The organism is Shinella sp. AETb1-6 (genome assembly GCF_009826875.1).
Classification (GTDB): Bacteria; Pseudomonadota; Alphaproteobacteria; order Rhizobiales; family Rhizobiaceae; genus Shinella; species Shinella sumterensis.
On sequence record NZ_WUMM01000007.1, the window covers coordinates 50,885 to 71,672 of the forward strand.

The following is a 20,788-nucleotide window of genomic DNA, read 5'->3' on the forward strand; positions in this document are numbered from 1 at the left end:
TTGTATCGTTTCAGTTGTCCGCATTACGTTATAAAATTGATGTCTATCAAGTTTTGTGCGATTTTCCGTGGCGATATAGGCTTTATTTACCATCATTCCCAAGAGTTAAAGGGAATCAGGGGTGTTGTGGCCTCAACCTTTGATTGATTCCGGGGCGGCCACCAGGACTATTTCCGATGACCGCGCAGGATGCCAAGACCAAGCAGCTGAATGACCGCCTCCAGTTTGTCGATCTCGACGTGACGCAGCGCGCAGCGCTGAAGCGCGTCCTGCCGACGATTTCCGCTTCGCTGGACGGTGCGCTCGACACATTCTACCGCAAGGCGCGCGCGACGCCCGAGACCGCGCGCTTCTTTTCCAGCGAGGCGCATATCCAGGGCGCGAAGGGCCGCCAGATCAAGCATTGGGAACTGATCGGTTCGGCGACATTCGATGCGCAGTATGTCGACGCGGTCACGATGATCGGCAAGACGCATGCCCGCCTCGGGCTCGAGCCGCGCTGGTATATCGGCGGCTATGCGCTGATCCTCGATTCCATCCTTCAGAACGTCATCGCCAAGCATCTTGAAGGCTTCCTCTTCCGCAAGAAGGCAGCGGCGCTGAGCGAGGAGGTTTCGTCCATCGTCAAGGCCGCGCTCGTCGACATGGACTATGCGATCTCGGTATATCTCGAAGCGTTGCAGGAAGAGCGTGACAAGGTCGAGACCGAACGGCAGGCGCAGAATGCCGAGCAGGAGGAGGCCCTTGCCGCGCTCGATACATCTTTGAACCGCGTGGCCGGGGGCGATCTGACGGCGTCCATCACCAAGCCGCTTGCGCCGCAGTTCGAGCGGCTGCGATCCAATTTCAACGCCGCCATCGGCAAGCTCGACGATACGCTGGGCTCCATTGCCGCCGCGGCGGAGGACGCTGCCGGCAATTCCAGCGAGCTGGTGGCTGTGACGGACGACATGTCCAGGCGGACGGAGCAGCAGGCGGCTTCGCTGGAAGAGACTGCGGCGGCGGTCGAGGAAATCACCACGATCTCACGCGAAGCCGCCAACCGCGCGGAGGAGGCGAGGCGCGTCGTGGGCAGCGCCACCGAAGAGGCGCGCCGCTCCGGCGACGTCGTCGAGCAGGCCGTATCGGCGATGAGCGCGATCGAGGATTCCTCGCGTCAGATCACCCAGATCATCGGCGTGATCGACCAGATTTCCTTCCAGACCAATCTTCTGGCGCTCAATGCCGGCGTCGAGGCTGCGCGGGCCGGCGAGGCGGGCAAGGGCTTTGCCGTCGTGGCGCAGGAGGTTCGCGAACTCGCGCAGAAATCCGCCGAGGCCGCCAAGGAAATCAAGGCATTGATCGACAAGTCCTTCGAGGATGTGTTGCTCGGCGTATCCCTGGTCAACAAGACCGGCGAGGCGTTGCGCCATATCGGCGAGCAGGTGGTCCATATCAACGGGCATATCGATGCCATCGCCAGCTCCGCGCGCGAGCAATCCGCCGGCATTTCAGAGATCAACACCGCCGTCGTCAGCATGGACCAGATGACGCAGAAGAATGCCGGCATGGTGGAAGAGACCAATGCCGCCACGCACAATCTGATGCAGATCAGCACGAAGCTGAAAGGGCTGGTCGACAGCTTCAAGGTCTCGGCCGGGCGCGCCCAGGCAGCATCCTTTGCCGAAGAGCGGCGCTACGGCTGAGGTTTAGCGCTTCTGGAAACGCCGCGAAGGTGCCGAGACGGAATTGCGCACGATGAGGTCGGGGCGCAGCAGGATTTCCGTTTCGGCCGGCTCGCTGTCTGACAGCAGTTCAAAGAGTAGCGCCATGGCGCTCTTGCCGATGGCCGTGCGCGGCTGGCGGATCGTCGTCAGCGACGGGCTCATGAAGCTCGCTTGCGGGACGTCATCAAAACCGGTGACGGAGAAGTCTTTCGGAATGTCATAGCCGCGCGCGCCAAGCCCGATCATGACGCCGATGGCCGTCTGGTCGTTCACGCACATGAAGGCGCTCGGCAGCGTGTCGCGCATGAAGAGCTGTTCCAGCGCAAGCCGTCCGCTTTCGATGGTGCCGTCGCCCTCCAGCACGATCCGGTCGCTCTCCGGTACGCCCGCCGCGTCCAGCCCCGCGTCATAACCCTGGCGCCGGCGGGCATAGGCGAGGCGCGTGCGTGAATCGCCGACGAAGGCGATCTTGCGGTGGCCTTCGGCGATCAGCAGATCGATCGCCTTGCGTGCGCCCTCGATATCGTCGACGCCGACATAGGGAATGCCGCCATTATAGACGGGCTCGAAGACGCCGACGCTGGGCGGCAACCGTGCCGTCATGCTCTGGTGCCCGAAGGGCAGGATGCCGGTGAAGAGGATCAGCCCGGCAGCCTGGTTCGAATTGAGGAACTTCAGATATTCCAGCCCGCGCTGCGGATCGTTCTGCGTATGGCCGATCAGGATGCCGTAGCCGTGCGCGCGCGCCTCGTTCTCAAGGCCGACGAGGATATTGGAGAAGTTCGGATCGCCGATGTCGGGTGCGACCACGAGGATCATGTTCGACCGGCCAAGCCGCAGGCTGCGCGCCATCGCATTGGTCGTGTAGCCGGTGATGGCGATCGCCTGGTTCACCTTCAGCCGCGTCGAGTTGGCCACTTTCTCCGGTGTGTGGATCGCCCGCGACACGGTCGCGATCGAGACTTGCGCGATACGCGCGACATCCTCGATCGTGGCTGGGCTGGACATCGACAAACTGGCTCTCACTCGGCGGCGACGGTTCCAGATATGCGAAACGATTCTCTATCCGGAACGGCTGGTGCAAACGATTTGCGGGACACTACACAGACTGGCCCGAGGGTCAAACGACGCTTGATGAAAATTCCTGATGTCCGATGATGTAAACCTTTACATAGATCGTGTAAAGGTTTACATAGGGCTCAAGCGGTCGAGGAGCCGCAGGGAGGAAATCGATGAATTCGGACGTTGCCGACGGCGCACCCGTTGTTCTAGCCGCACGCCGTGTCTCGAAGTCGTTCAACGGCGTGCAGGTGCTGTTCAGCGTCAACTTCGAGCTGCGCGCCGGCGAAATCCATGCGTTGATGGGAGAGAACGGCGCCGGCAAGTCGACGCTGGTGAAGATTCTTTCGGGCTTCGAGCAGCCCACCTCCGGTGAAATCCTTCTCGACGGCCAGCCGATCAAGCTGCCGCCGAACGGCCAGGCCGAGGCGCTCGGCATCGTCATCATCCACCAGGAATTCAATCTCGCGGAGCACCTGACGGTATCCGAGAGCCTTTTCCTCGGGCGCGAAGTCACGCGCTTCGGGGTGCTGGATCGCAAGTTCATGCGTGCGGAAACGCGCCGCGTGCTCGATCAGCTCGGCTCTCATGTCGATGAAAATGCGCTGATCAGTTCGCTATCCATCGCCGACAAGCAGATGGTGGAAATCGCCAAGGCGATCAGCCGCGATGCGCGCATCATCTTCATGGACGAGCCGACGGCCGTTCTCTCCCGCGAGGAGACCAATTACCTGTTCCGCCAGGTGCGCAAGCTGCGCGAGCGGGGCACCTCGTTCGTCTTCGTCTCGCACAAGCTGGACGAGGTGATGGAGCTGACCGATCGCGTCACCGTGCTGCGCGATGGCCAATGGGTGAAGACGGCGCCGACCAGCATTCTCGACGGCGAGTCCATTGCCCAGCTGATGGTCGGCCGCGAGCTTTCCAGCCTTTACCCGGCCAAGCAGGAGCCGAGCGTCGACGAAGACGTGATGCTTTCCGTCACGGGACTGTCGACGCATTACGTGCAGGACGCCAGCTTCGATGTGCGCAAGGGCGAAATCCTCGGTTTCTCCGGCCTTATCGGGTCCGGGCGCACGGAGTTGATGGAAGCGGTTGCCGGTCTCAGGTCCCGTACGGCGGGAGAAGTGTCCGTGCGCGGCACGCCGGTGCCGGCAGGCGATGTGCATGCCGCCAATCGCGTCGGCATCGCCTACATGACCAAGGACCGCAAGCACAAGGGCCTGCTTTTGAACTCCGGCATGACGGCGAACCTTACCTTGCAATCGCTGGATCGGCACGGTGACCATGGCTACCTGAGCCCGAAGAGCGAAGCGGCCGCCCTGGAGCGGGCGCGCCGACGCTTCGACATCCGCGTGCGCGACGGCCGCGTCGTCGCCGGCCGCATGTCGGGCGGCAACCAGCAGAAGCTTCTTCTCGCCAAGGTCATGGAGACCGAGCCCGACGTCATCATCATCGATGAGCCGACGCGCGGCATCGATGTGGGCACCAAGCAGCAGATCTATCACTTCATCTCCGCGCTCGCGCGCGACGGCAAGTCGATCATCGTCGTCTCCTCAGAGATGCCGGAGATCATCGGGCTTTGCACCCGCGTCGCGGTGATGCGGGAAGGGCGGATCGTCGGCATTCTCGAAGGCGAAGAGATCTCCGAGCAGGAGATCATGCGCTACTCGGCCGGCCTCAAGAAAAAGACCGCTGCCTGACCCTTAAAGGGCGGGCGGCAACACAACAACGCATTCACGTCGGGGACGAACATGACGGCAAGCGAAGACGCGGCAGAAACCAGCGCGAGGGGCCGCACCTGGCGAGATATCGACCTGAGAGCGGTCGCGCCCTTTGCGGCGCTGGCACTGCTTTTGATCGTCGGTGCGCTGGTCAATCCGAATTTCATCGGGCTCAACAATCTCGCGAACGTGGCGACACGCAGCGCCTTCATCGCGATCATCGCGGTTGGCGCGACCTTCGTCATCTCGTCGGGCGACCTCGATCTTTCGGTCGGGTCTATGGTGGCCTTCGTGGCCAGCATCATGATCCTCTTCATGAATTCCGGTGCGATTGCCGATCCGTCGCTGATGCTGGCGGCTGCGGTGGCGCTGACGATCATCATCGGCGCCGGCTGCGGCCTGGCGAACGGCCTGATCACCACCGTCGGCAAGATCGAACCCTTCATCGCCACGCTCGGCACGATGGGCATCTATCGCGGCCTCACCACCTGGCTATCGCAGGGCGGCGCGATCACGCTGCGCGAACCGGAATTGCAGGCGCTCTATCGGCCGGCCTATTTCGGCAGCATTCTCGGCGTGCCGGTTCCGATCGTCGTCATCCTGGCGGTGACGATCGTCGCAGCCTTCGTTCTCTACCGCACCCGCTATGGCCGTCATGTGGTCGCTGTCGGTTCCAACAGCGATGTCGCACGCTATTCCGGCATTCCGGTGAACCGCGTGCGCACCATTGCCTTCGTCATCCAGGGTGTCTGCGTGGCGATTGCGGTGCTGCTCTATGTGCCGCGTCTCGGCTCCACTTCGGCCACCACCGGCATTCTGTGGGAATTGCAGGCGATCACTGCCGTCGTCGTCGGCGGCACGGCGCTGAAGGGCGGGGCAGGGCGCGTCTGGGGCACCATCTGCGGCGCCTTCATTCTCGAACTGGTCGGCAATATCATGCTGCTTTCCAACTTCATCAGCGAATATCTGATCGGAGCCATCCAGGGTGCGATCATCATCATTGCGATGCTCGTCCAGCGCTCGCTGGTACGCAAGTCGTAAGCCCAAGCAATTCCGGCCACAGCACAAGGCGGCCGGGGTTGTGGGAGAACAGTCGGGTTCACAGGTCGCCCGGCCACGAAGCAAGACCTGCTTTTGGGAGGAAACTCATGCGCAAGAAACTATTGGGCCTGACGGTCGCCGCGGTTGCCGCCTTTGCCGGCTTCGCCCACGCACAGGAAGAGAAGAAGGTCACCATCGGGGTCTCGATCCCGGCCGCCAGCCACGGCTGGACGGCAGGCGTGATCTATCATGCCGAGCGTGTCGCCAAGCAGCTGATGGCAAGCCATTCGGGCCTCAACGTCGTGGTCAAGACCTCGCCGGATCCGGCAAGCCAGGCGAATGCCGTGCAGGATCTTGCCACGCAGGGCATCGACGCGCTCGTCATCCTGCCGACCGATCCGGATCCGCTGGTCAACGCCATCAAGGAAATCAAGGGCAACGGCACCTTCGTCGCGCTTGTCGACCGTGCGCCGAGCGTCAACGACGGCACCGTGCGCGATCTCTATGTCGCCGGCAACAACTTCGCGCTCGGTGAAGTGGCCGGTCAGTACATCAAGGAGACCACGCCGGAAGCCGAAGTCGTCGTTATCCGCGGCATGCCGATCCCGATCGACCAGGAGCGCCAGAACGGCTTCGACAAGGGCATCGAAGGCTCGGGCGTCAAGGTTCTCGACCGTCAGTACGGTAACTGGAACCGCGACGATGCCTTCAAGGTCATGCAGGACTACCTGACCAAGTACCAGAAGATCGATGTCGTATGGTGCCAGGACGACGATATGGCCGTCGGCGTTCTCCAGGCCATCGAGCAGGCCGGCCGCACGGACATCCAGTATGTCGTCGCGGGCGCCGGTTCTAAGGACATGATCAAGAAGGTCATGGACGGCGACAAGATGATCCCCGTCGATGTTCTCTATCCGCCGGCGATGGTCGGTACCGCCCTTGAGATGGCGGCTGCCCACTTCTACGGCCAGGTTCCGGTCCGCGGCGTCTACACGATCGACGCGACGCTGGTGACGAAGGACAACGCGAAGGACTTCTACTTCCCGGATTCGCCGTTCTGATCCATTCCTGATGCGCCGCCCGGGACACCTCGTTCCGGGCGGCCTTTCATTGGCGGGCGCGTCGATTTCGCATTGCCCGCACTGTCAAAGGTCGATAGTTTTTAAAATCTGCGGTACGTACCGCAAGAATATCTTCAACCGGCCGCGAGGATCGGCCGGGTGCATGGGAGGAAGCCGAATATGAAGACGATCAAGGGCCCGGCCCTGTTTCTTGCACAGTTCGCCGGCGATGCCGCGCCGTTCAACTCCTGGGACAGCATCACCAAGTGGGCCGCCGATATCGGTTACAAGGGCGTGCAGGTTCCCACCTGGGACGCGCGGCTGATCGACCTGAAGAAGGCGGCGGAATCCAAGACCTATTGCGACGAATTCGCCGGCAAAGCGCGCGAGAACGGCGTCGAGCTCACCGAGCTTTCCACCCATCTTCAGGGCCAGCTGGTCGCCGTGCATCCCGCCTATGACGAGGCCTTCGACGGCTTCGCCGCACCGGAAGTGCGCGGCAATCCGAAGGCCCGGCAGGAATGGGCCGTCGAACAGGTAAAGCTCGCGTTGACCGCATCGCGCAATCTCGGCCTGAACGCCATGGCGAGCTTCTCGGGCGCGCTCGCCTGGCCGTTCGTCTATCCCTGGCCGCAGCGCCCGGCCGGTCTTGTCGAGACCGCGTTCGACGAGCTTGCGAAGCGCTGGAAGCCGCTGCTCGACCATGCGGATGAGAATGGCGTGGACGTCTGCTACGAGATCCATCCCGGCGAAGACCTGCACGACGGCATAACCTATGAGATGTTCCTGGAGCGCACCGGCAATCATGCCCGCGCCTGCATGCTCTACGACCCCTCGCACTATGTGCTGCAATGCCTTGACTATCTCGACAACATCGACATCTACAAGGATCGTATCCGCATGTTCCATGTGAAGGATGCGGAGTTCAATCCGACGGGCCGGCAGGGCGTCTATGGCGGCTACCAGGGCTGGGTCAACCGCGCCGGCCGCTTCCGCTCGCTGGGTGACGGGCAGGTGGATTTCGGCGCCGTCTTCTCCAAGATGGCGGCCAACGATTTCGCCGGCTGGGCCGTGGTCGAATGGGAATGCGCGCTGAAGCATCCCGAGGACGGTGCCCGCGAAGGCGCGGAATTCGTCAAGGCGCATATCATCCGCGTGACGGACAAGGCCTTCGACGACTTTGCCGACGGCGGTACCGACGAGGCGGCCAACCGGCGCATGCTGGGTCTTTAAGGAGGAACACACGATGGCAATCGAAGGAAGCGCGAACGAAACGCGCGAACGCCGGATCCGGCTTGGCATGGTCGGCGGTGGTTCCGGCGCCTTTATCGGTGCGGTGCACCGCATGGCAGCCCGGCTCGACGATCACTACGAACTGGTCGCCGGCGCGCTGTCGTCCTCGCCTGAAAAGGCCGAGCAGTCGGCGCGCGAACTGGGCCTCGACCCGGCCCGCAGCTATGGCAGCTTCAAGGAAATGGCGATCCGCGAGGCCAAGCTGAAGAACGGTATCGAGGCGGTGGCGATCGTCACGCCCAACCATGTGCACTACGAGGCGGCCAAGGAGTTCCTCAAGCGCGGCATCCACGTCATCTGCGACAAGCCGCTGACTTCGACGCTCGGCGATGCGCGCAAGCTGAAGAAGCTGGCCGACGAAAGCGACGCCCTCTTCGTGCTGACCCACAACTATACCGGCTATCCGATGGTGCGGCAGGCCCGCGAGATGATCGCAAACGGCGATCTCGGCACCATCCGCCTGGTGCAGATGGAATATCCGCAGGACTGGCTGACCGAGGATATCGAGTCGAGCGGCCAGAAGCAGGCGGCGTGGCGGACGGACCCCTCCAAGTCGGGCGCGGGTGGCTCGACGGGCGACATCGGAACGCACGCCTACAATCTCGGATGCTTCGTCTCGGGCCTCGAGCTTGAAGAACTCTCGGCCGACCTGGACAGCTTCGTGCCGGGCCGCAAGCTCGACGACAACGCCCATGTCCTGATGCGCTTCAAGGAAAAGGACGGTGCGCGCGCCAAGGGCATGCTGTGGTGCAGCCAGGTCGCGCCCGGCCACGAAAATGGCCTGAAGGTTCGCGTCTATGGCACGAAGGGTGGCCTGGAATGGGTGCAGGCCGATCCGAACTACCTCTGGTACACGCCCTTCGGCGAGTCGAAGCGCCTGATCACCCGCAACGGCGCCGGGGCCGGCGCCGCAGCCGGCCGTGTCAGCCGCATTCCGTCCGGTCATCCGGAGGGGTATCTCGAAGGCTTTGCGAATATCTATTCGGAAGCTGCCCGCGCGATCTATGCCAAGCGCAATGGCGCGCCCGTCGATGCCGCCGTTGTCTATCCCACGGTGGACGATGGGCTGAAGGGCATGCTCTTTGTCGATGCCTGCGTGCAGTCTTCAAAGAAGAACGGCGCCTGGATCAAGGTCTGACAACAGCAATCCGGTGGCCGCCGCATCTTCGCGGCGGCTGCATGCCATCATGAGAACATGCTGCCGAGGCGTAGCACCAGCTTCGTGTCGAACATCTGGTTGTGATCGAACATCCAGTTGATGGCATCCCTCGTCGACCAGGCCTTCTTGTAGGGCCGGGCGCTCGTCAATGCCTCGAAGACGTCGCACACGGTGGCCAGCCGCACCTCGGCGCTGATCCTGTCGCCCTTCAGGCCGAGCGGGTAGCCTGTGCCGTCAAGGGCTTCGTGGTGCAGCCGGCAGACATCCAGAACGATACCGGAAACATTGCCCTGCTGTTTAAGCATGCGATAGCCGACTTCCGGGTGATTGCGGACCAGCTGGCGTTCGTTCGCGTCGAGCCTGCCGGTCTTGTTCAGCACGGCGTTGGGAACCATCAGCTTGCCGACGTCATGCAGCAGGCCGGCGACGCCCAGTTCGCGTACGGCATCGTCATCGTATCCCAGCGCGCGGGCGAGCTGCATCATCAGCGCGCTGACGGCCAGCGAATGAACATAGGTTCCTTCATCCTTCGTCTTGAGGCGCGTGACCTCCAGAAAGACATCGGGTGCGGCCTCGATGCGCTCGGCAATCTCGTCGGCGACCGGCCCCAGCGTCTCGATCTTCAGCGTGCCGGCTTGCGCCGCCAGGAAGCTTTCGCGCAGGGAGCGCGCCGATTGGGACACCGTTTCGAGTGTATGCTGGCGTTGTTCTTCCTGCGCCTTCGCAGCGCCGTTCATCACGGCATCCACGTCGATCGTGCTTTGTTGCTGGTTGACCAGGGCGTGGGTGGCTGATGTGGCCAGAATGGCGCGAACCGCATCTTCGGATTTGATCAGAAAGCGTCGGGCCTGAAATTCGGTAACCGGGCATTCCACCGTTTCGATGAACATGCCCTTGCGCACGAGATGCTTCGGAATTCTGAGTACCACGCCCTTATCCCCGCAGAACCTGACGCAGCTTAGGCGACGAAGCCTAATTACTGATTAAGTGTCATCTGATTTACATATGAATAGAAGACGGTCGTCAGCGCGCGCCGTAGCTCTCAGAAACCGTTTGATTTTTCACGCTGCCACTTTTACGGCAACGTTGCAGTGGTTTCATCATACTGAAAGGGCCGCCATGACCGATCCCAAGATTCTTGCCGACCGCTTTCCCGGCGATTTCGTCTTTGGCGTGGCGACCGCCGCGTTCCAGATCGAAGGCGCCACCAAGGCGGACGGCCGGAAAGCGTCGATATGGGATGCCTTTTCCAACATGCCGGGTCGGGTCCATGGTGGCCACAACGGCGATGTCGCATGCGACCACTACAACCGGCTGGACCAGGATCTCGACCTGATCAAGGATCTCGGCGTGGAAGCCTACCGCTTCTCCATCGCATGGCCGCGGATCATTCCGGAGGGGACGGGACCGATAAACGAGAAGGGGCTGGACTTCTACGACCGCCTTGTCGATGGCCTCAAGGCACGCGGCATCAAGGCGTTCGCGACGCTCTACCATTGGGACCTGCCGCTCATGCTGGCCGGCGATGGTGGCTGGACGGCGCGCCGGACGGCCTATGCCTTCCAGCGCTACGCCAAAGCCACGATCGCGCGCCTCGGCGACCGGCTCGATGCGGTGGCGACCTTCAACGAGCCATGGTGCTCCGTGTGGCTCAGCCATCTCTATGGCATCCACGCGCCCGGCGAGCGTAACATGGACGCCGCGCTGCACGCTTTGCACGTCACGAACCTCGCGCATGGACTTGGTGTTTCCGCCATTCGCTCCGAACGGCCCAACCTGCCGGTCGGGCTCGTCCTGAACGCGCACAGCATCTATGCCGGCAGCGACAGCGATGAGGATAAGGCCGCTGCCGACCGCGCCTTCGATTTCCACAACGGCGTTTTCTTCGGGCCGGTCTTCAAGGGCGCGTATCCCGAGCGATTCCTGTCCGCTCTCGGACATAGCATGCCGAAGATCGAGGCGGGCGACATGGAGACCATCGCCCAGCCGCTCGATTGGTGGGGGCTCAACTACTACACGCCGATGCGCGTCGCGCATGATCCGTCGGAGGCGGCGCTCTTCCCGGCAACGGTCGATGCGCCACCGGTTTCCGCTGCGAAGACCGATATCGGCTGGGAGGTTTATGCGCCGGCACTCGGCGACCTCGTCCGCAAGCTCAACGCCGCTTACGCGCTTCCGGATTGCTACATCACGGAGAACGGCGCCTGCGACAACACCGAAGTCGAGAACGGCGCGGTGAATGACGGGATGCGGCTCGACTACATCGCCGACCATCTCGGCGTCACCGCGGACCTGATCGGTGAAGGTTACCCGATGCGCGGCTATTTCGCCTGGAGCCTGATGGACAATTTCGAATGGGCGGAAGGCTACCGCATGCGGTTCGGCATCGTGCATGTCGACTACGAAACGCAGGTGCGCACGGTGAAGAAGAGCGGCCATTGGTACAGCGCGCTGGCCGGGCAATTTCCGAAGGGCAACCATCGCACCGGCTGATGCCGGCGCCGGCGTTATTTGCCGAGATGGCGCTCGCCGCGCTGCCGTGCCAGGTCCATTTGCTTCTGTCGTTGACGGAAGCGCAGGCGATCGTCCTCGCTGCGCGTGGCATGGCAATGCGGACAGGACACACCGGCCTCGTAGAGCGGTGACGCAATATCCTCCGGCGTGAGCGGATGACGGCAGGCGCGGCAAAGCCGGTGCTCGCCCTCCTCAAGGCCATGCGTGACGGAGACACGTTCGTCGAAGACGAAACACGCACCCTCCCACAGGCTTTCCTCCTGCGGAATCTCCTCAAGATATTTCAGGATGCCGCCCTTGAGGTGGTAGACCTCGTCGAAGCCCTGTTCCTTCATGAATGCGGTGGCCTTCTCGCAGCGGATGCCGCCGGTGCAGTACATGGCGATCTTCGGCTTGTTGTGCAGGCCGGTATTTTCGCGCACCCAATCGGGAAACTCGCGAAAGGTCTTGGTGTTGGGATCGACCGCGCCCTTGAACATGCCGATGGCGGTCTCGTAGTCGTTGCGGGTGTCGATGACGATTGTGTCAGGGTCGGAGATGAGCGCGTTCCAGTCCGCCGGCGCAACATAGGTGCCGACGGAGCGGGTGGGGTCGATGTCCTCGACGCCCATGGTCACGATCTCCTTCTTGAGCCGCACCTTCATGCGCAGGAAGGGCATGTCGGCCGCATGGCTTTCCTTATGTTCTAGACCGGCGAATTCCGGCTGGCTGCGCAGGAAGGAGAGGACCGCGCGGATGCCGGCGGCGCGACCGGCGATGGTGCCGTTGATGCCCTCATGGGCGAGCAGCAGCGTGCCGCGCACGCCGTTCTCCTCGCAGAGTGCCTGCAAGGGCGCGCGCAGTTCGGCAAAGCGCGGAACGGAGACGAAATGGTAAAGCGCGGCCACCAGGAAGCCGCTCTCTTCAGTCGGTGAGGCAATCTCGTTTGTCATGGTCGCCACATACCGCGTCGCCGCATTTCCCGCAATGCGGCGTGACGTAGCGGTTCAGGTGAGCTGGCGCAGGCTGGCGCCGTTGCTGATGCCGAGCGCCATCGACTGGTTGGAATACCGGCTTTCGCCGGTCACTTCGCGGCCCACCCAATCGGGCAGCTCCGGCTCGTCGAGGCGGGAGGAAAGCTCGACCTCCGCAATGACCAGGCCGCGATGGACGCCCTGGTAGACATCGATCTCCCAGACATGGCCCTTGTGGGGCACACGGTAGCGCACCTTCTCGATCACCTTGCCGATCGCATGGCGCAGCATGTCCTCGGCTTCGTCGCGATCGACGTCGTACTCGTATTCGTCGCGGACAAGGATGGCATGGCCGATCTTCAGGGTGATGCGCGCGCGTCCGTCGTCAAAGATCCGCACCCGGAGAGAGCGGTCATCCTGCGCGACGATGTAGGCTTGTCTTATGGCGATGCCTTCATCCGCGAAGGCGCGCCACCGCTGGCTCGACACGAGAAACTTCCGTTCGATCTCTTTTGCCATAGGCACGCTTTCGCTGTTGGAGACACGTCAGGAGCGGGCAAACACTACACGATACAGGTGTCATGACAAGTCCAAGAATTGCGCGTAAGGCTCGACACGTGGTCGCAGACGCGATATGCCCGATTTCAATTCAATCGTTTTAAAAAGGTGGTGTCATGAGCGACAAGAATGCCAAGCTGCTTTCCGTCCTGAAGCTCCAGCCGGTCGTGCCGGTTCTTATCATCGATGACGTCAAGACCGCCGTTCCCCTGGCGCGCGCGCTCGTCGCCGGCGGGCTGAAGGCCATCGAGATCACGCTTCGTACGCCTGCCGCCCTCGAAGCGATCCGCGCCGTGGCCAACGAAGTGGAGGGCGCTGTGGCCGGCGCCGGCACGATCCTCAATGCCGCGCAGTTCGAAGCGGCCGTCGAGGCCGGTTCGCAGTTCATCGTCAGCCCCGGCACCACGCAGGAGCTGATCGATGCGGCCTCCGATTCCGACATTCCGCTCCTGCCGGGCGCGGCGACGGCAAGCGAGGTCATGGGCCTTCGCGAGGAAGGCTACGAAGTGCTGAAGTTCTTCCCCGCCGAGCAGGCGGGCGGTGCGGCCTATCTGAAATCGCTGTCGTCGCCGCTTGCCGGCACGCTGTTCTGCCCGACGGGCGGCATCTCGCTTGCCAATGCCCGCGATTATCTTTCGCTGCCGAATGTCGTGTGTGTCGGCGGATCATGGGTTGCGCCGAAGGACCTCGTCGCCAGGGGCGACTGGGCGGGCATCGAGAAACTGGCCGCCGAAGCGGCTGCCCTGAAGGGCTGATCGCAATTCTCGGAATTTGCAGACGGGCGGCCCTGGCCGCCCGTTATGCGTTTGTAATCGGCAAAGGTCATTCCTATCTTGCCTGATAGTCGGCAGGAACAACGGAGACCGCCCATGTTTGACGCGAAGAAGTTGCTTGATCAGTTCCTCGGTTCGCAGGTGCCCGGCGCCGGTGGAACCGTGCGGGATCGCGCAGGTCAGGTCACGCAGCTTGCCAAGGACAATCCGCTCGCCAGCATCGCCATTGCCGGTGTCCTGCTGGGCACAGACAGCGGCCGCAAGGTTGCCGGCTCCGCTCTGAAGATCGGTGGCCTCGCCGCGATCGCCGGCCTCGGCTACCAGGCCTACAAGAATTACCGGGACGGTCAGAACCCCGCCGAAACCGCGCAGGGCGGCACGCCCGAACTTCTGCCGCCTCCGGCCGATTCCGGTTTTCATCCGCAAGCGGTGAGCAGCGACTTCGCGCTCATCCTCGTGCGCGCCATGATCGCAGCCGCCCGTGCCGACGGCCATATCGACGATGCCGAGCGTGCCCGCATCATCGACAAGCTGAAGGTGTCGGGCCTCGGCGACGATGCCGCGGCGTTCCTGGAAACGGAACTTGCCAACCCGATCGATATCGATGCCATCGTCGCGGCCGCGCAGACCGAAGAACAGCGCGTCGAGCTTTATACGGCCTCGCGGCTTGCCATAGAGCCGAAGTCGCGCGCCGAGCGCGGTTATCTCGATCTCCTCGCCGGCCGTCTTGGACTGGCGGATGCGCTGGTCGACCATATCGAGGCGACGGTTTCTGCTGCCACCGTCTGATTGTATCGGGGGGCGGCGGAACGCCGCTCCCTGCTTTGCGCATTGCGCGCAACCGCCCGCTGCTCTATCCCTTCGGGACGACCGATGGAGGATATCATGCGCGATCTCAAGGACTGGAAAGGGGCACCGCCTCCCGCTCCCGTTTTGCTCGAAGGCCGTTACGTGCGGCTGGAGCCCTATGATCGTGCGCGCCATCTTAACGCGTTGTGGGATGCGTTCGGCGGCATGGCCATCAACCCTTTGCTGCGCTATTTCGCGCAGCCCGACTTTACCGGCATCGAGGCTTTCGATGCCTGGTCGGACGCGGTAGTCACCTCCGGCTGGGTGCGTGAGGTCATCGTGGACAAAGCCAATGGCAAGGTCGTCGGCATGGCGCATTACATGCGGCCTGACCCGGCGAACGGCGTCGTCGAGATTGGCGGAATTGCGCATGGCAGCGGCATGTCGCGTTCGCCGCTCTCCACAGAGGCGCAATATCTGCTTGCCAGGCACGTCTTCGAAGACCTCGGCTACCGTCGTTATGAATGGAAGTGCCACAACGACAATGCGGCCAGCAAACGCACCGCCGCCCGTCTCGGCTTCTCCTTCGAAGGGGTCTTTCGCCAGCACATGCTCTCCAAGGGAGAGAACCGCGACACGGCCTGGTTCTCCATCATCGACGGCGAATGGCCGGTGATCGCAAAGGCCTTCGAGGCCTGGCTGGCACCCGACAATTTCGATGCTGATGGCAACCAGAAGCGCCGGCTCGAGGATATAAGGGCGGACATCGTGGCAGGAGGTGCGGCATGAGCGGCGACAACAAGGGACGGTCGACGGCGATTGCCGCCATCCTCATTCTGCTGGGAACGGGCGTGGTGTTCTACTTCGTGCCCAGGATCATGATCGCGCTGGGCGATCTTTCGCCATGGCTGGCGGGCGCCTTCGGCGCGGCGATGGTGCTGTGCTTCTTCCTGCTCTTCTGGCTGCGGGCGCGCTATCAGCGCAAGCACGGAAACTAGAGCTGGAGCGAGGCTCCGAGCAGGAGCAATCCCAGGACCATGACCATCAGTGCGCCGGCGATCTCGATCGCCGTGCCGACACGCACGGCTGCCGAGCCGTTGCCGGCAAAGCGCACGGCAGCACCCTTGGCCGTGACCGCGAGCGTAGCGAGGATCGAGACGGTGATGGCCGTGCCGATCGACATGGCCAGAACGGCAAGCATGCCGCCGAGGTAAAGGCCGTTGAGCAGCGCGAAGCTCAGAACGATCAAAGCACCGGAGCAGGGGCGAAGACCGACCGCGACGATGGCCGACCATGCTTCGCGCAGCGCGAAGCGGTCGCCTTTCAGGAGCGACGGGTCCGGCGCGTGCGCGTGGCCGCAGGTCGAGCAAACCTCGCCTGCATGATGATGGTGCCCGTGCGAATGGTGATGGTGGTGGTCATGGACTTCCACGGCCTGCGCGCCCAGCGCCGACGCGCGGCGTGCCGGACGCAGTTTCCGGAAGAGCAGCCACGCACCGAAAAGCGTGATGAGCGCGTAACTTCCCGTCTCCAGCGCCCGGGTAGCGTCCGTCATCGAGACGGTCGTGCCGCGCAGGAAGAGATAGGCGGCGCCCACCAGCAGGATGGCGACGATACCCTGGAGGATGGAGGACAAGAAGGAGAGCAGTACGCCGCGCCGAAGTTCCACCTCGTTCGCCAGCATGTAGGACGAGATGACCGCCTTGCCGTGGCCCGGGCCGGCGGCATGGAACACGCCGTAAGCGAAGGAGAGGCCGACCAGCGTGGATGCCGCCCAGGGGTTTTCGCGCATATCCTTCAGCGCGCCGGTCATCATGCGGTAGAAGCCCTGTTGCTGGGCGTTGATCCACGAGAACAGCCCGCCGAAAGCGCCGTTGGTGTTGAAACCAGGCTCCGCAGCGCCGATGCCGAGCGGCGACTGTGCATGGGCGAACGTTGCGGTGGCGGCGATGGCCAGCGTGACGGTGACAAAAACGATGGCGCGGTTGCGGGTCAGCATGTCAACTCCAGGCGGGTGGCGAACATCTTCGACATGTCGGTGCCGGCGGGATCGTTGAAGAATGCCTCGGTCAGGCTGGCCTGGTTCTGGGCCAGAACCTCGTCGGGGTCCGGACGCACCACCTCGCGCTTGCAGGCGGCGAACTTGTTTCCGACCACGACGAGATCGTCGTCGGAGGCGAAATCCATCGCGGCATACATTGTGGGATCATAGACGCCGAAGGTGAGCTTGCCCTTGAGCGGCATGACTTCGCCCGGCTTCACCGTGAAGAACATCAGGAGCTGGCCGTCCTTGTAATCGACATTGATTGCATCCGGCTTGGCCACCTTCACGGTTCTTCCGTCCTCGGTGATGGTGGTGTAGTAGCTGAACTCCTCCAGCGATTCGAGCACCGTCTTGCCGATTTCGGCAAGCTCGTCCGGATCGAGCTGGTTGTCGCCGTTCTTGTCGAAGTCCATCACGACGCTGGCGGAGAACATCTCGTCGAAACGCCAGACATTGCGCAGTTCGCTGATGGTGCCGTCCTCGTTTGCGGTCACCTCCAGCCGTGCCTCCGCGAAGATGTGCGGATGGGCGAAGGCGGTGGCCGGCGCCAGCAGGGCTGCTCCGGCGAGCAGGCGAGGCAGGAAGCGCATGAAGTTCAGTCCTCTCGGCGATAGGAATCGACCGGATGAATCTAACGCAAATGGGTCGGAATTGGGACCCTCAGGCCTCTATGCCCGGATTGCGGCGGAACCAGCCGTGCAGGAAATCGACGAAGGTGCGCACCTTGGCCGGCAGATAGCGTCTGTGCGGGTAGATCGCATAGATGCCGCGGTCGGTCGGCAGATAATCCTCGAGGATCGAAACGACCTGCCCCGCATCCAGGCAGGGCCGCGCGATGAACGCCGGCACCTGGGCGACGCCGAGTCCGCTCGCGGCCGCGCGTATGGCGGCGGTCGGGCTGTTGACCTCGATATGCCCGCCGACCGGCACGCTGAAACCCGCACCCTTGTCATCCACGAAGCGCCAGTTGCTGTGCGACTTGCCGTTCGTGTCGATGATGCAGGGCAGGTGGGCGAGATCGCTCGGGTGATTGATCGGCCCGGTGCGGTCGAGGAACTCCTGCGTCACGCAGATCTTGAGAAGGAAATCACCGAGCTTGCGGGCGATGAGGGCGGAATCCTCCAGCCGCGTGATGCGGATCGCCACGTCGAAGCCTTCCTCGACGAGATCGACGAAGCGGTCGTCGGCGACGATTTCAAGCGACAGTTCCGGATATTCCTTGCCGAAATCGATCAGCGACTGGCCGATCTCGGCATCGACGAAGGTGCGCGGCGCCGAAACCTTCAGCTTGCCGCGCAGGTCCGTGTTCTTTTCGCGCACGAGATCGGCGAGGTTGTCGATCTCCTTCAGGATATCGGAGGCGGTGCGGTAATAGGTGTGGCCGGGCTCGGTCATCGAGAACTGGCGGGTGGTGCGGTTGAGCAACAGAGCGCCGAGTTCGTCTTCCAGTTCGCGTACATATTTGGACAGAAGCGCCTTGGACCGGCCGGTCTTGCGCGATGCAGCGGAAAATCCCTCGGCGTCGACGACGTCGATGAAGGCCCGGATTCGGGTCAAAGTGTCCATGTGTCCCCACTTAAATAGACGTGCCGCTGGATCGCGGGTGCGGCCTGCGGCTGAAGACGGCGCTTGGGTCGCCGATCGTAGAAAAAAGTTCCATCGAAAGCCAGTTTCGCGAATGTCGTGGCTGGCGGATTATTTTCAATAGCGCCACGCAAAAAAAGCTCTTGATTACGACAGCGATTCTTCTTATCTCCCGTGCTGCCCAAAGTCGCACGTGCCTGTGGGTGTCCGCCGACCCTCGATTTGGTGAGGATCATCGGTAAGGTACCTGGAACTAACCGCTCCAGTCGCTATTCCGGCCAACCGGGAAATGCGAGGACATCTTGAAGCAACGACGGTGCGGGCCTTTCTGGTGTCTGCCGGCTTTCCATCAGCCGGGGTTACTGAAGAGGCACACCTTCATTGCCGGACGTGCGGTCGGGTTTCCCACCAATCCAAGGCAGACAAAGCCGAATTGAAGCCTAGGCGGGCTTCGGTTCACCGTTCGCGCTGATGCGCATGCTTGGTACCGGGGTCTCCACCGGCTGGTTCCAGAGCGTGTTCGTATCCGCCCTTTGTCCTCCGGGATTTTCCCGGAGCAACCTGGATATGGGGAATACCGAGATGGCAACCGCACGTATCATCGACTTCCTGAACACCCGACGTCCCGACGGCCCGTGCCTCGTGGTCGACCTCGACGTGGTGCGCGACAATTTCAAGGCTTTCCGCCACGCCCTGCCGGACAGCGCGATCTACTATGCCGTCAAGGCCAACCCGGCGCCGGAAATCCTGCGCCTTCTCGCCAGCATGGGCTCCAATTTCGATTGCGCGTCTGTCGCAGAAATCGAGATGGCGCTCGATGCCGGCGCGACCCCGACCCGCATTTCGTTCGGCAACACGATCAAGAAGGAACGCGATGTCGCGCGCGCTCATGCGCTCGGTGTCTCCCTTTTCGCCGTCGACAGCCATGAGGAAGTGGAGAAGGTCGCACGCGCCGCTCCCGGCGCGCGTGTCTTCTGCCGCGTCCTCACGGATGGCGAAGGTGCGGAATGGCCCCTGTCGCGCAAGTTCGGCTGCGTGCCGCAGATGGCCGTCGACGTGCTCGTCTATGCGCACCAGCTGGGCCTGACGTCCTATGGCGTGTCCTTCCATGTCGGCTCTCAGATGACGAAGCTCGACGCGTGGGATGCGGCTCTCGCCGATGCCAAGCGCGTCTTCGTGCAGCTGGCCAAGCAGGGCATCGAGCTGAAGATGGTCAATATGGGCGGCGGTTTCCCGACGAAGTATCTGCGCGATATCCCGTCGGCCGAAGCCTATGGCAAGGCGATCTTCTCGGCGCTGAAGAAACATTTCGGCAACCAGATCCCGGAAACCATCATCGAGCCGGGCCGCGGCATGGTCGGCAATGCGGGTGTCATCAAGGCTGAAGTCGTTCTCGTCTCGAAGAAGTCCGACAACGACGCGCATCGCTGGGTCTTCCTCGACATCGGCAAGTTCGGCGGCCTTGCCGAAACCATGGACGAGGCGATCCGCTACCCCATCCGCACGGCGCGCGATGCCGACGAGATGGAGCCCTGCGTGCTCGCCGGCCCGACCTGCGATTCGGCCGACGTGATGTACGAGAAGAACATGTATCCGCTGCCGATCACCCTTTCGATCGGTGACGAGGTTCTGATCGAAAGCGCCGGCGCCTACACGACGACCTATTCGGCGGTCGCCTTCAACGGCTTCGAGCCGCTCAAGGCTTTTGTCATCTGACCGCCCCGGCGCTCCCGTCCCTGCGGGAGCGCCATCTTCACAATTCGTTCCGGATACCGTTTGAATCGGTTTTGAGCACGGGAGGCCCAGAGATGGCCACTGTTCTTGATTCTGTCCGCGCGTTCTTCGCGCATTCCGCCTTTACCATCGACCAGGAGAATGCCGGCGATGTCGTTGCGCGCGAGCGTCTGCTCGACCGTGTCATGGGCGAGGCGCGCTTCCGCAAGTCGTCGGAGACGCTGCGCCGCGGTCGCCTGCCGGCCGAAGGCCTTGCCTTCGTTGCGCGTGATGCCGAAGGGCATGTGATCGGCACCGTGCGTCTGTGGAATGTCGAAGCGGGCGTCGATGCCGATGGCAATGCCGTGCCGGCGCTCCTGCTCGGCCCGCTCGCCGTCGATTGCGAGCATGAAGGCAAGGGCATCGGCGCCGCGCTGATGCGGGCTGCCATCACCGAGGCGCGCGACCGTGGACACGGTGCGGTTCTTCTGGTCGGCGACCCTGAATATTACGAGCGCTTCGGCTTTTTCGCCGCCAAGGCGCAGCATCTCGTCATGCCCGGTCCCTTCGAGCGCCGCCGCTTCCTCGCGCTGGAACTGAAGGACGGCTGGCTGGATGGTGCAGCGGGCGTGCTCGTTCCCAGCGGTCGCCGCCGCGTGATGCCGGCTGCGCGAAAGGCTGCCTGAGGAATGGCCGGCTGCGGGCCGGCCTTTCCATTCTTGACGCTTGTCATTGTTTTAATTGGACGTTTGACAAGTCTCCGGTCGATTTCCATGCAATCGTCCATTCGCATGCCTCTCACTTGATCCATCTCAAAGGC

General features: G+C 62.8%; 21 protein-coding genes. 13 read left to right on the top strand and 8 right to left on the bottom strand.

Features of this window, described 5'->3' with window-relative positions; all coding sequences use genetic code 11:
• Window positions 1–176: 176 nt before the first annotated feature.
• On the top strand, window positions 177–1,685 hold the full coding sequence (locus GR158_RS14065; protein ID WP_160871515.1) for a methyl-accepting chemotaxis protein: 1,509 nt from the start codon (window positions 177–179) through the stop codon (window positions 1,683–1,685).
• 3 nt (window positions 1,686–1,688) lie between these two features.
• Here the strand turns inward: GR158_RS14065 and GR158_RS14070 are convergent, their stop codons facing one another.
• Complete coding sequence (locus tag GR158_RS14070) at window positions 1,689–2,720, bottom strand: LacI family DNA-binding transcriptional regulator (RefSeq protein WP_134646027.1); 1,032 nt, start codon at window positions 2,718–2,720, stop codon at window positions 1,689–1,691.
• 218 nt (window positions 2,721–2,938) lie between these two features.
• On the opposite strand from GR158_RS14070, the gene GR158_RS14075 reads away from it, so the two are divergent.
• The 5 genes from GR158_RS14075 (at window position 2,939) to GR158_RS14095 (ending at window position 9,019) form a co-directional block, all read left to right on the top strand.
• On the top strand, window positions 2,939–4,465 hold the full coding sequence (locus tag GR158_RS14075) for a sugar ABC transporter ATP-binding protein (protein ID WP_134646025.1): 1,527 nt from the start codon (window positions 2,939–2,941) through the stop codon (window positions 4,463–4,465).
• A 51-nt stretch (window positions 4,466–4,516) separates the two neighbouring features.
• Window positions 4,517–5,527 carry an ABC transporter permease gene (locus GR158_RS14080; protein ID WP_134646023.1) on the top strand — a complete coding sequence of 337 codons (1,011 nt, stop codon included), beginning with the start codon at window positions 4,517–4,519 and terminating at the stop codon, window positions 5,525–5,527.
• Between the two features lie 107 nt (window positions 5,528–5,634).
• Window positions 5,635–6,588: a substrate-binding domain-containing protein gene (locus GR158_RS14085; protein WP_160871516.1), complete on the top strand. Its 954-nt coding sequence runs from the start codon at window positions 5,635–5,637 to the stop codon at window positions 6,586–6,588.
• A 180-nt stretch (window positions 6,589–6,768) separates the two neighbouring features.
• Window positions 6,769–7,821 carry a sugar phosphate isomerase/epimerase gene (locus tag GR158_RS14090; protein ID WP_160871517.1) on the top strand — a complete coding sequence of 351 codons (1,053 nt, stop codon included), beginning with the start codon at window positions 6,769–6,771 and terminating at the stop codon, window positions 7,819–7,821.
• 13 nt (window positions 7,822–7,834) lie between these two features.
• Window positions 7,835–9,019 (top strand): Gfo/Idh/MocA family protein, encoded by a 1,185-nt coding sequence (locus GR158_RS14095; protein ID WP_160871518.1) that lies wholly within the window; start codon window positions 7,835–7,837, stop codon window positions 9,017–9,019.
• A 47-nt stretch (window positions 9,020–9,066) separates the two neighbouring features.
• Here the strand turns inward: GR158_RS14095 and GR158_RS25520 are convergent, their stop codons facing one another.
• Window positions 9,067–9,969 carry an HD-GYP domain-containing protein gene (locus GR158_RS25520; RefSeq protein ID WP_160871519.1) on the bottom strand — a complete coding sequence of 301 codons (903 nt, stop codon included), beginning with the start codon at window positions 9,967–9,969 and terminating at the stop codon, window positions 9,067–9,069.
• A gap of 190 nt (window positions 9,970–10,159) precedes the next feature.
• Here GR158_RS25520 and GR158_RS14105 point away from each other — a divergent pair, with 190 nt between their 5' ends.
• Complete coding sequence (locus tag GR158_RS14105) at window positions 10,160–11,533, top strand: GH1 family beta-glucosidase (RefSeq protein WP_160871520.1); 1,374 nt, start codon at window positions 10,160–10,162, stop codon at window positions 11,531–11,533.
• A gap of 14 nt (window positions 11,534–11,547) precedes the next feature.
• Here GR158_RS14105 and GR158_RS14110 read toward each other — a convergent pair whose 3' ends face one another.
• Together GR158_RS14110 and GR158_RS14115 are read right to left on the bottom strand one after the other, a co-directional pair.
• Window positions 11,548–12,486 (bottom strand): rhodanese-related sulfurtransferase, encoded by a 939-nt coding sequence (locus GR158_RS14110; RefSeq protein WP_134646011.1) that lies wholly within the window; start codon window positions 12,484–12,486, stop codon window positions 11,548–11,550.
• A gap of 54 nt (window positions 12,487–12,540) precedes the next feature.
• Window positions 12,541–13,026 (bottom strand): CYTH domain-containing protein, encoded by a 486-nt coding sequence (locus GR158_RS14115; RefSeq protein ID WP_160871521.1) that lies wholly within the window; start codon window positions 13,024–13,026, stop codon window positions 12,541–12,543.
• Between the two features lie 155 nt (window positions 13,027–13,181).
• Between GR158_RS14115 and GR158_RS14120 the strand changes: the two genes are divergently transcribed.
• The 4 genes from GR158_RS14120 to GR158_RS14135 all read left to right on the top strand — a co-directional run bounded on the left by GR158_RS14120 (window position 13,182) and on the right by GR158_RS14135 (window position 15,625).
• Complete coding sequence (locus GR158_RS14120) at window positions 13,182–13,820, top strand: 2-dehydro-3-deoxy-phosphogluconate aldolase (RefSeq protein ID WP_160871522.1); 639 nt, start codon at window positions 13,182–13,184, stop codon at window positions 13,818–13,820.
• Window positions 13,821–13,934: 114 nt separating this feature from the next.
• On the top strand, window positions 13,935–14,627 hold the full coding sequence (locus GR158_RS14125; RefSeq protein ID WP_160871523.1) for a tellurite resistance TerB family protein: 693 nt from the start codon (window positions 13,935–13,937) through the stop codon (window positions 14,625–14,627).
• Between the two features lie 96 nt (window positions 14,628–14,723).
• Window positions 14,724–15,416, top strand: a complete 693-nt coding sequence (locus GR158_RS14130; protein WP_160871524.1) for a GNAT family N-acetyltransferase — start codon at window positions 14,724–14,726, stop codon at window positions 15,414–15,416.
• A complete protein-coding gene (locus GR158_RS14135) occupies window positions 15,413–15,625 on the top strand; it encodes a hypothetical protein (RefSeq protein ID WP_160871525.1) in 213 nt (70 codons plus the stop codon). Before GR158_RS14130 ends, GR158_RS14135 begins: the two co-directional genes overlap by 4 nt.
• Here GR158_RS14135 and GR158_RS14140 read toward each other — a convergent pair.
• The 4 genes from GR158_RS14140 to GR158_RS14155 all read right to left on the bottom strand — a co-directional run bounded on the left by GR158_RS14140 (window position 15,622) and on the right by GR158_RS14155 (window position 18,491).
• The gene (locus GR158_RS14140) at window positions 15,622–16,626 is read right to left on the bottom strand and encodes a nickel/cobalt transporter (protein ID WP_134645999.1); all 1,005 of its coding nucleotides are present in this window, start codon (window positions 16,624–16,626) and stop codon (window positions 15,622–15,624) included. The genes GR158_RS14135 and GR158_RS14140 overlap by 4 nt on opposite strands.
• On the bottom strand, window positions 16,620–17,261 hold the full coding sequence (locus GR158_RS14145) for a DUF1007 family protein (protein ID WP_160871526.1): 642 nt from the start codon (window positions 17,259–17,261) through the stop codon (window positions 16,620–16,622). The genes GR158_RS14140 and GR158_RS14145 overlap by 7 nt, the downstream gene beginning before the upstream one ends.
• A 70-nt stretch (window positions 17,262–17,331) precedes the next feature.
• A complete protein-coding gene (locus tag GR158_RS14150) occupies window positions 17,332–18,237 on the bottom strand; it encodes a LysR family transcriptional regulator (RefSeq protein WP_134645995.1) in 906 nt (301 codons plus the stop codon).
• On the bottom strand, window positions 18,225–18,491 hold the full coding sequence (locus GR158_RS14155; protein WP_134645993.1) for a hypothetical protein: 267 nt from the start codon (window positions 18,489–18,491) through the stop codon (window positions 18,225–18,227). The genes GR158_RS14150 and GR158_RS14155 overlap by 13 nt, the downstream gene beginning before the upstream one ends.
• A gap of 346 nt (window positions 18,492–18,837) precedes the next feature.
• Between GR158_RS14155 and odc2 the strand changes: the two genes are divergently transcribed.
• Both odc2 and GR158_RS14165 read left to right on the top strand, forming a co-directional pair.
• Window positions 18,838–19,971 carry an ornithine/lysine decarboxylase gene (odc2, locus tag GR158_RS14160; RefSeq protein WP_134645991.1) on the top strand — a complete coding sequence of 378 codons (1,134 nt, stop codon included), beginning with the start codon at window positions 18,838–18,840 and terminating at the stop codon, window positions 19,969–19,971.
• 92 nt (window positions 19,972–20,063) lie between these two features.
• Window positions 20,064–20,654, top strand: coding sequence for a GNAT family N-acetyltransferase (locus tag GR158_RS14165; protein WP_160871527.1), 591 nt, complete (start codon window positions 20,064–20,066; stop codon window positions 20,652–20,654).
• Window positions 20,655–20,788 lie beyond the last annotated feature (134 nt).

Bases quoted from the DNA above. Each gene is read 5' to 3' on its own strand.
- GR158_RS14065 (WP_160871515.1), top strand. From the start codon at position 177: ATGACCGCGCAGGATGCCAAGACCAAGCAGCTGAATGACCGCCTCCAG.
- GR158_RS14075 (WP_134646025.1), top strand. From the start codon at position 2,939: ATGAATTCGGACGTTGCCGACGGCGCACCCGTTGTTCTAGCCGCACGC.
- GR158_RS14080 (WP_134646023.1), top strand. From the start codon at position 4,517: ATGACGGCAAGCGAAGACGCGGCAGAAACCAGCGCGAGGGGCCGCACC.
- GR158_RS14085 (WP_160871516.1), top strand. From the start codon at position 5,635: ATGCGCAAGAAACTATTGGGCCTGACGGTCGCCGCGGTTGCCGCCTTT.
- GR158_RS14090 (WP_160871517.1), top strand. From the start codon at position 6,769: ATGAAGACGATCAAGGGCCCGGCCCTGTTTCTTGCACAGTTCGCCGGC.
- GR158_RS14095 (WP_160871518.1), top strand. From the start codon at position 7,835: ATGGCAATCGAAGGAAGCGCGAACGAAACGCGCGAACGCCGGATCCGG.
- GR158_RS14105 (WP_160871520.1), top strand. From the start codon at position 10,160: ATGACCGATCCCAAGATTCTTGCCGACCGCTTTCCCGGCGATTTCGTC.
- GR158_RS14110 (WP_134646011.1), bottom strand. From the start codon at position 12,486: ATGACAAACGAGATTGCCTCACCGACTGAAGAGAGCGGCTTCCTGGTG.
- GR158_RS14115 (WP_160871521.1), bottom strand. From the start codon at position 13,026: ATGGCAAAAGAGATCGAACGGAAGTTTCTCGTGTCGAGCCAGCGGTGG.
- GR158_RS14120 (WP_160871522.1), top strand. From the start codon at position 13,182: ATGAGCGACAAGAATGCCAAGCTGCTTTCCGTCCTGAAGCTCCAGCCG.
- GR158_RS14125 (WP_160871523.1), top strand. From the start codon at position 13,935: ATGTTTGACGCGAAGAAGTTGCTTGATCAGTTCCTCGGTTCGCAGGTG.
- GR158_RS14130 (WP_160871524.1), top strand. From the start codon at position 14,724: ATGCGCGATCTCAAGGACTGGAAAGGGGCACCGCCTCCCGCTCCCGTT.
- GR158_RS14135 (WP_160871525.1), top strand. From the start codon at position 15,413: ATGAGCGGCGACAACAAGGGACGGTCGACGGCGATTGCCGCCATCCTC.
- GR158_RS14140 (WP_134645999.1), bottom strand. From the start codon at position 16,626: ATGCTGACCCGCAACCGCGCCATCGTTTTTGTCACCGTCACGCTGGCC.
- GR158_RS14145 (WP_160871526.1), bottom strand. From the start codon at position 17,261: ATGCGCTTCCTGCCTCGCCTGCTCGCCGGAGCAGCCCTGCTGGCGCCG.
- GR158_RS14150 (WP_134645995.1), bottom strand. From the start codon at position 18,237: ATGGACACTTTGACCCGAATCCGGGCCTTCATCGACGTCGTCGACGCC.
- GR158_RS14155 (WP_134645993.1), bottom strand. From the start codon at position 18,491: ATGATCCTCACCAAATCGAGGGTCGGCGGACACCCACAGGCACGTGCG.
- odc2 (WP_134645991.1), top strand. From the start codon at position 18,838: ATGGCAACCGCACGTATCATCGACTTCCTGAACACCCGACGTCCCGAC.
- GR158_RS14165 (WP_160871527.1), top strand. From the start codon at position 20,064: ATGGCCACTGTTCTTGATTCTGTCCGCGCGTTCTTCGCGCATTCCGCC.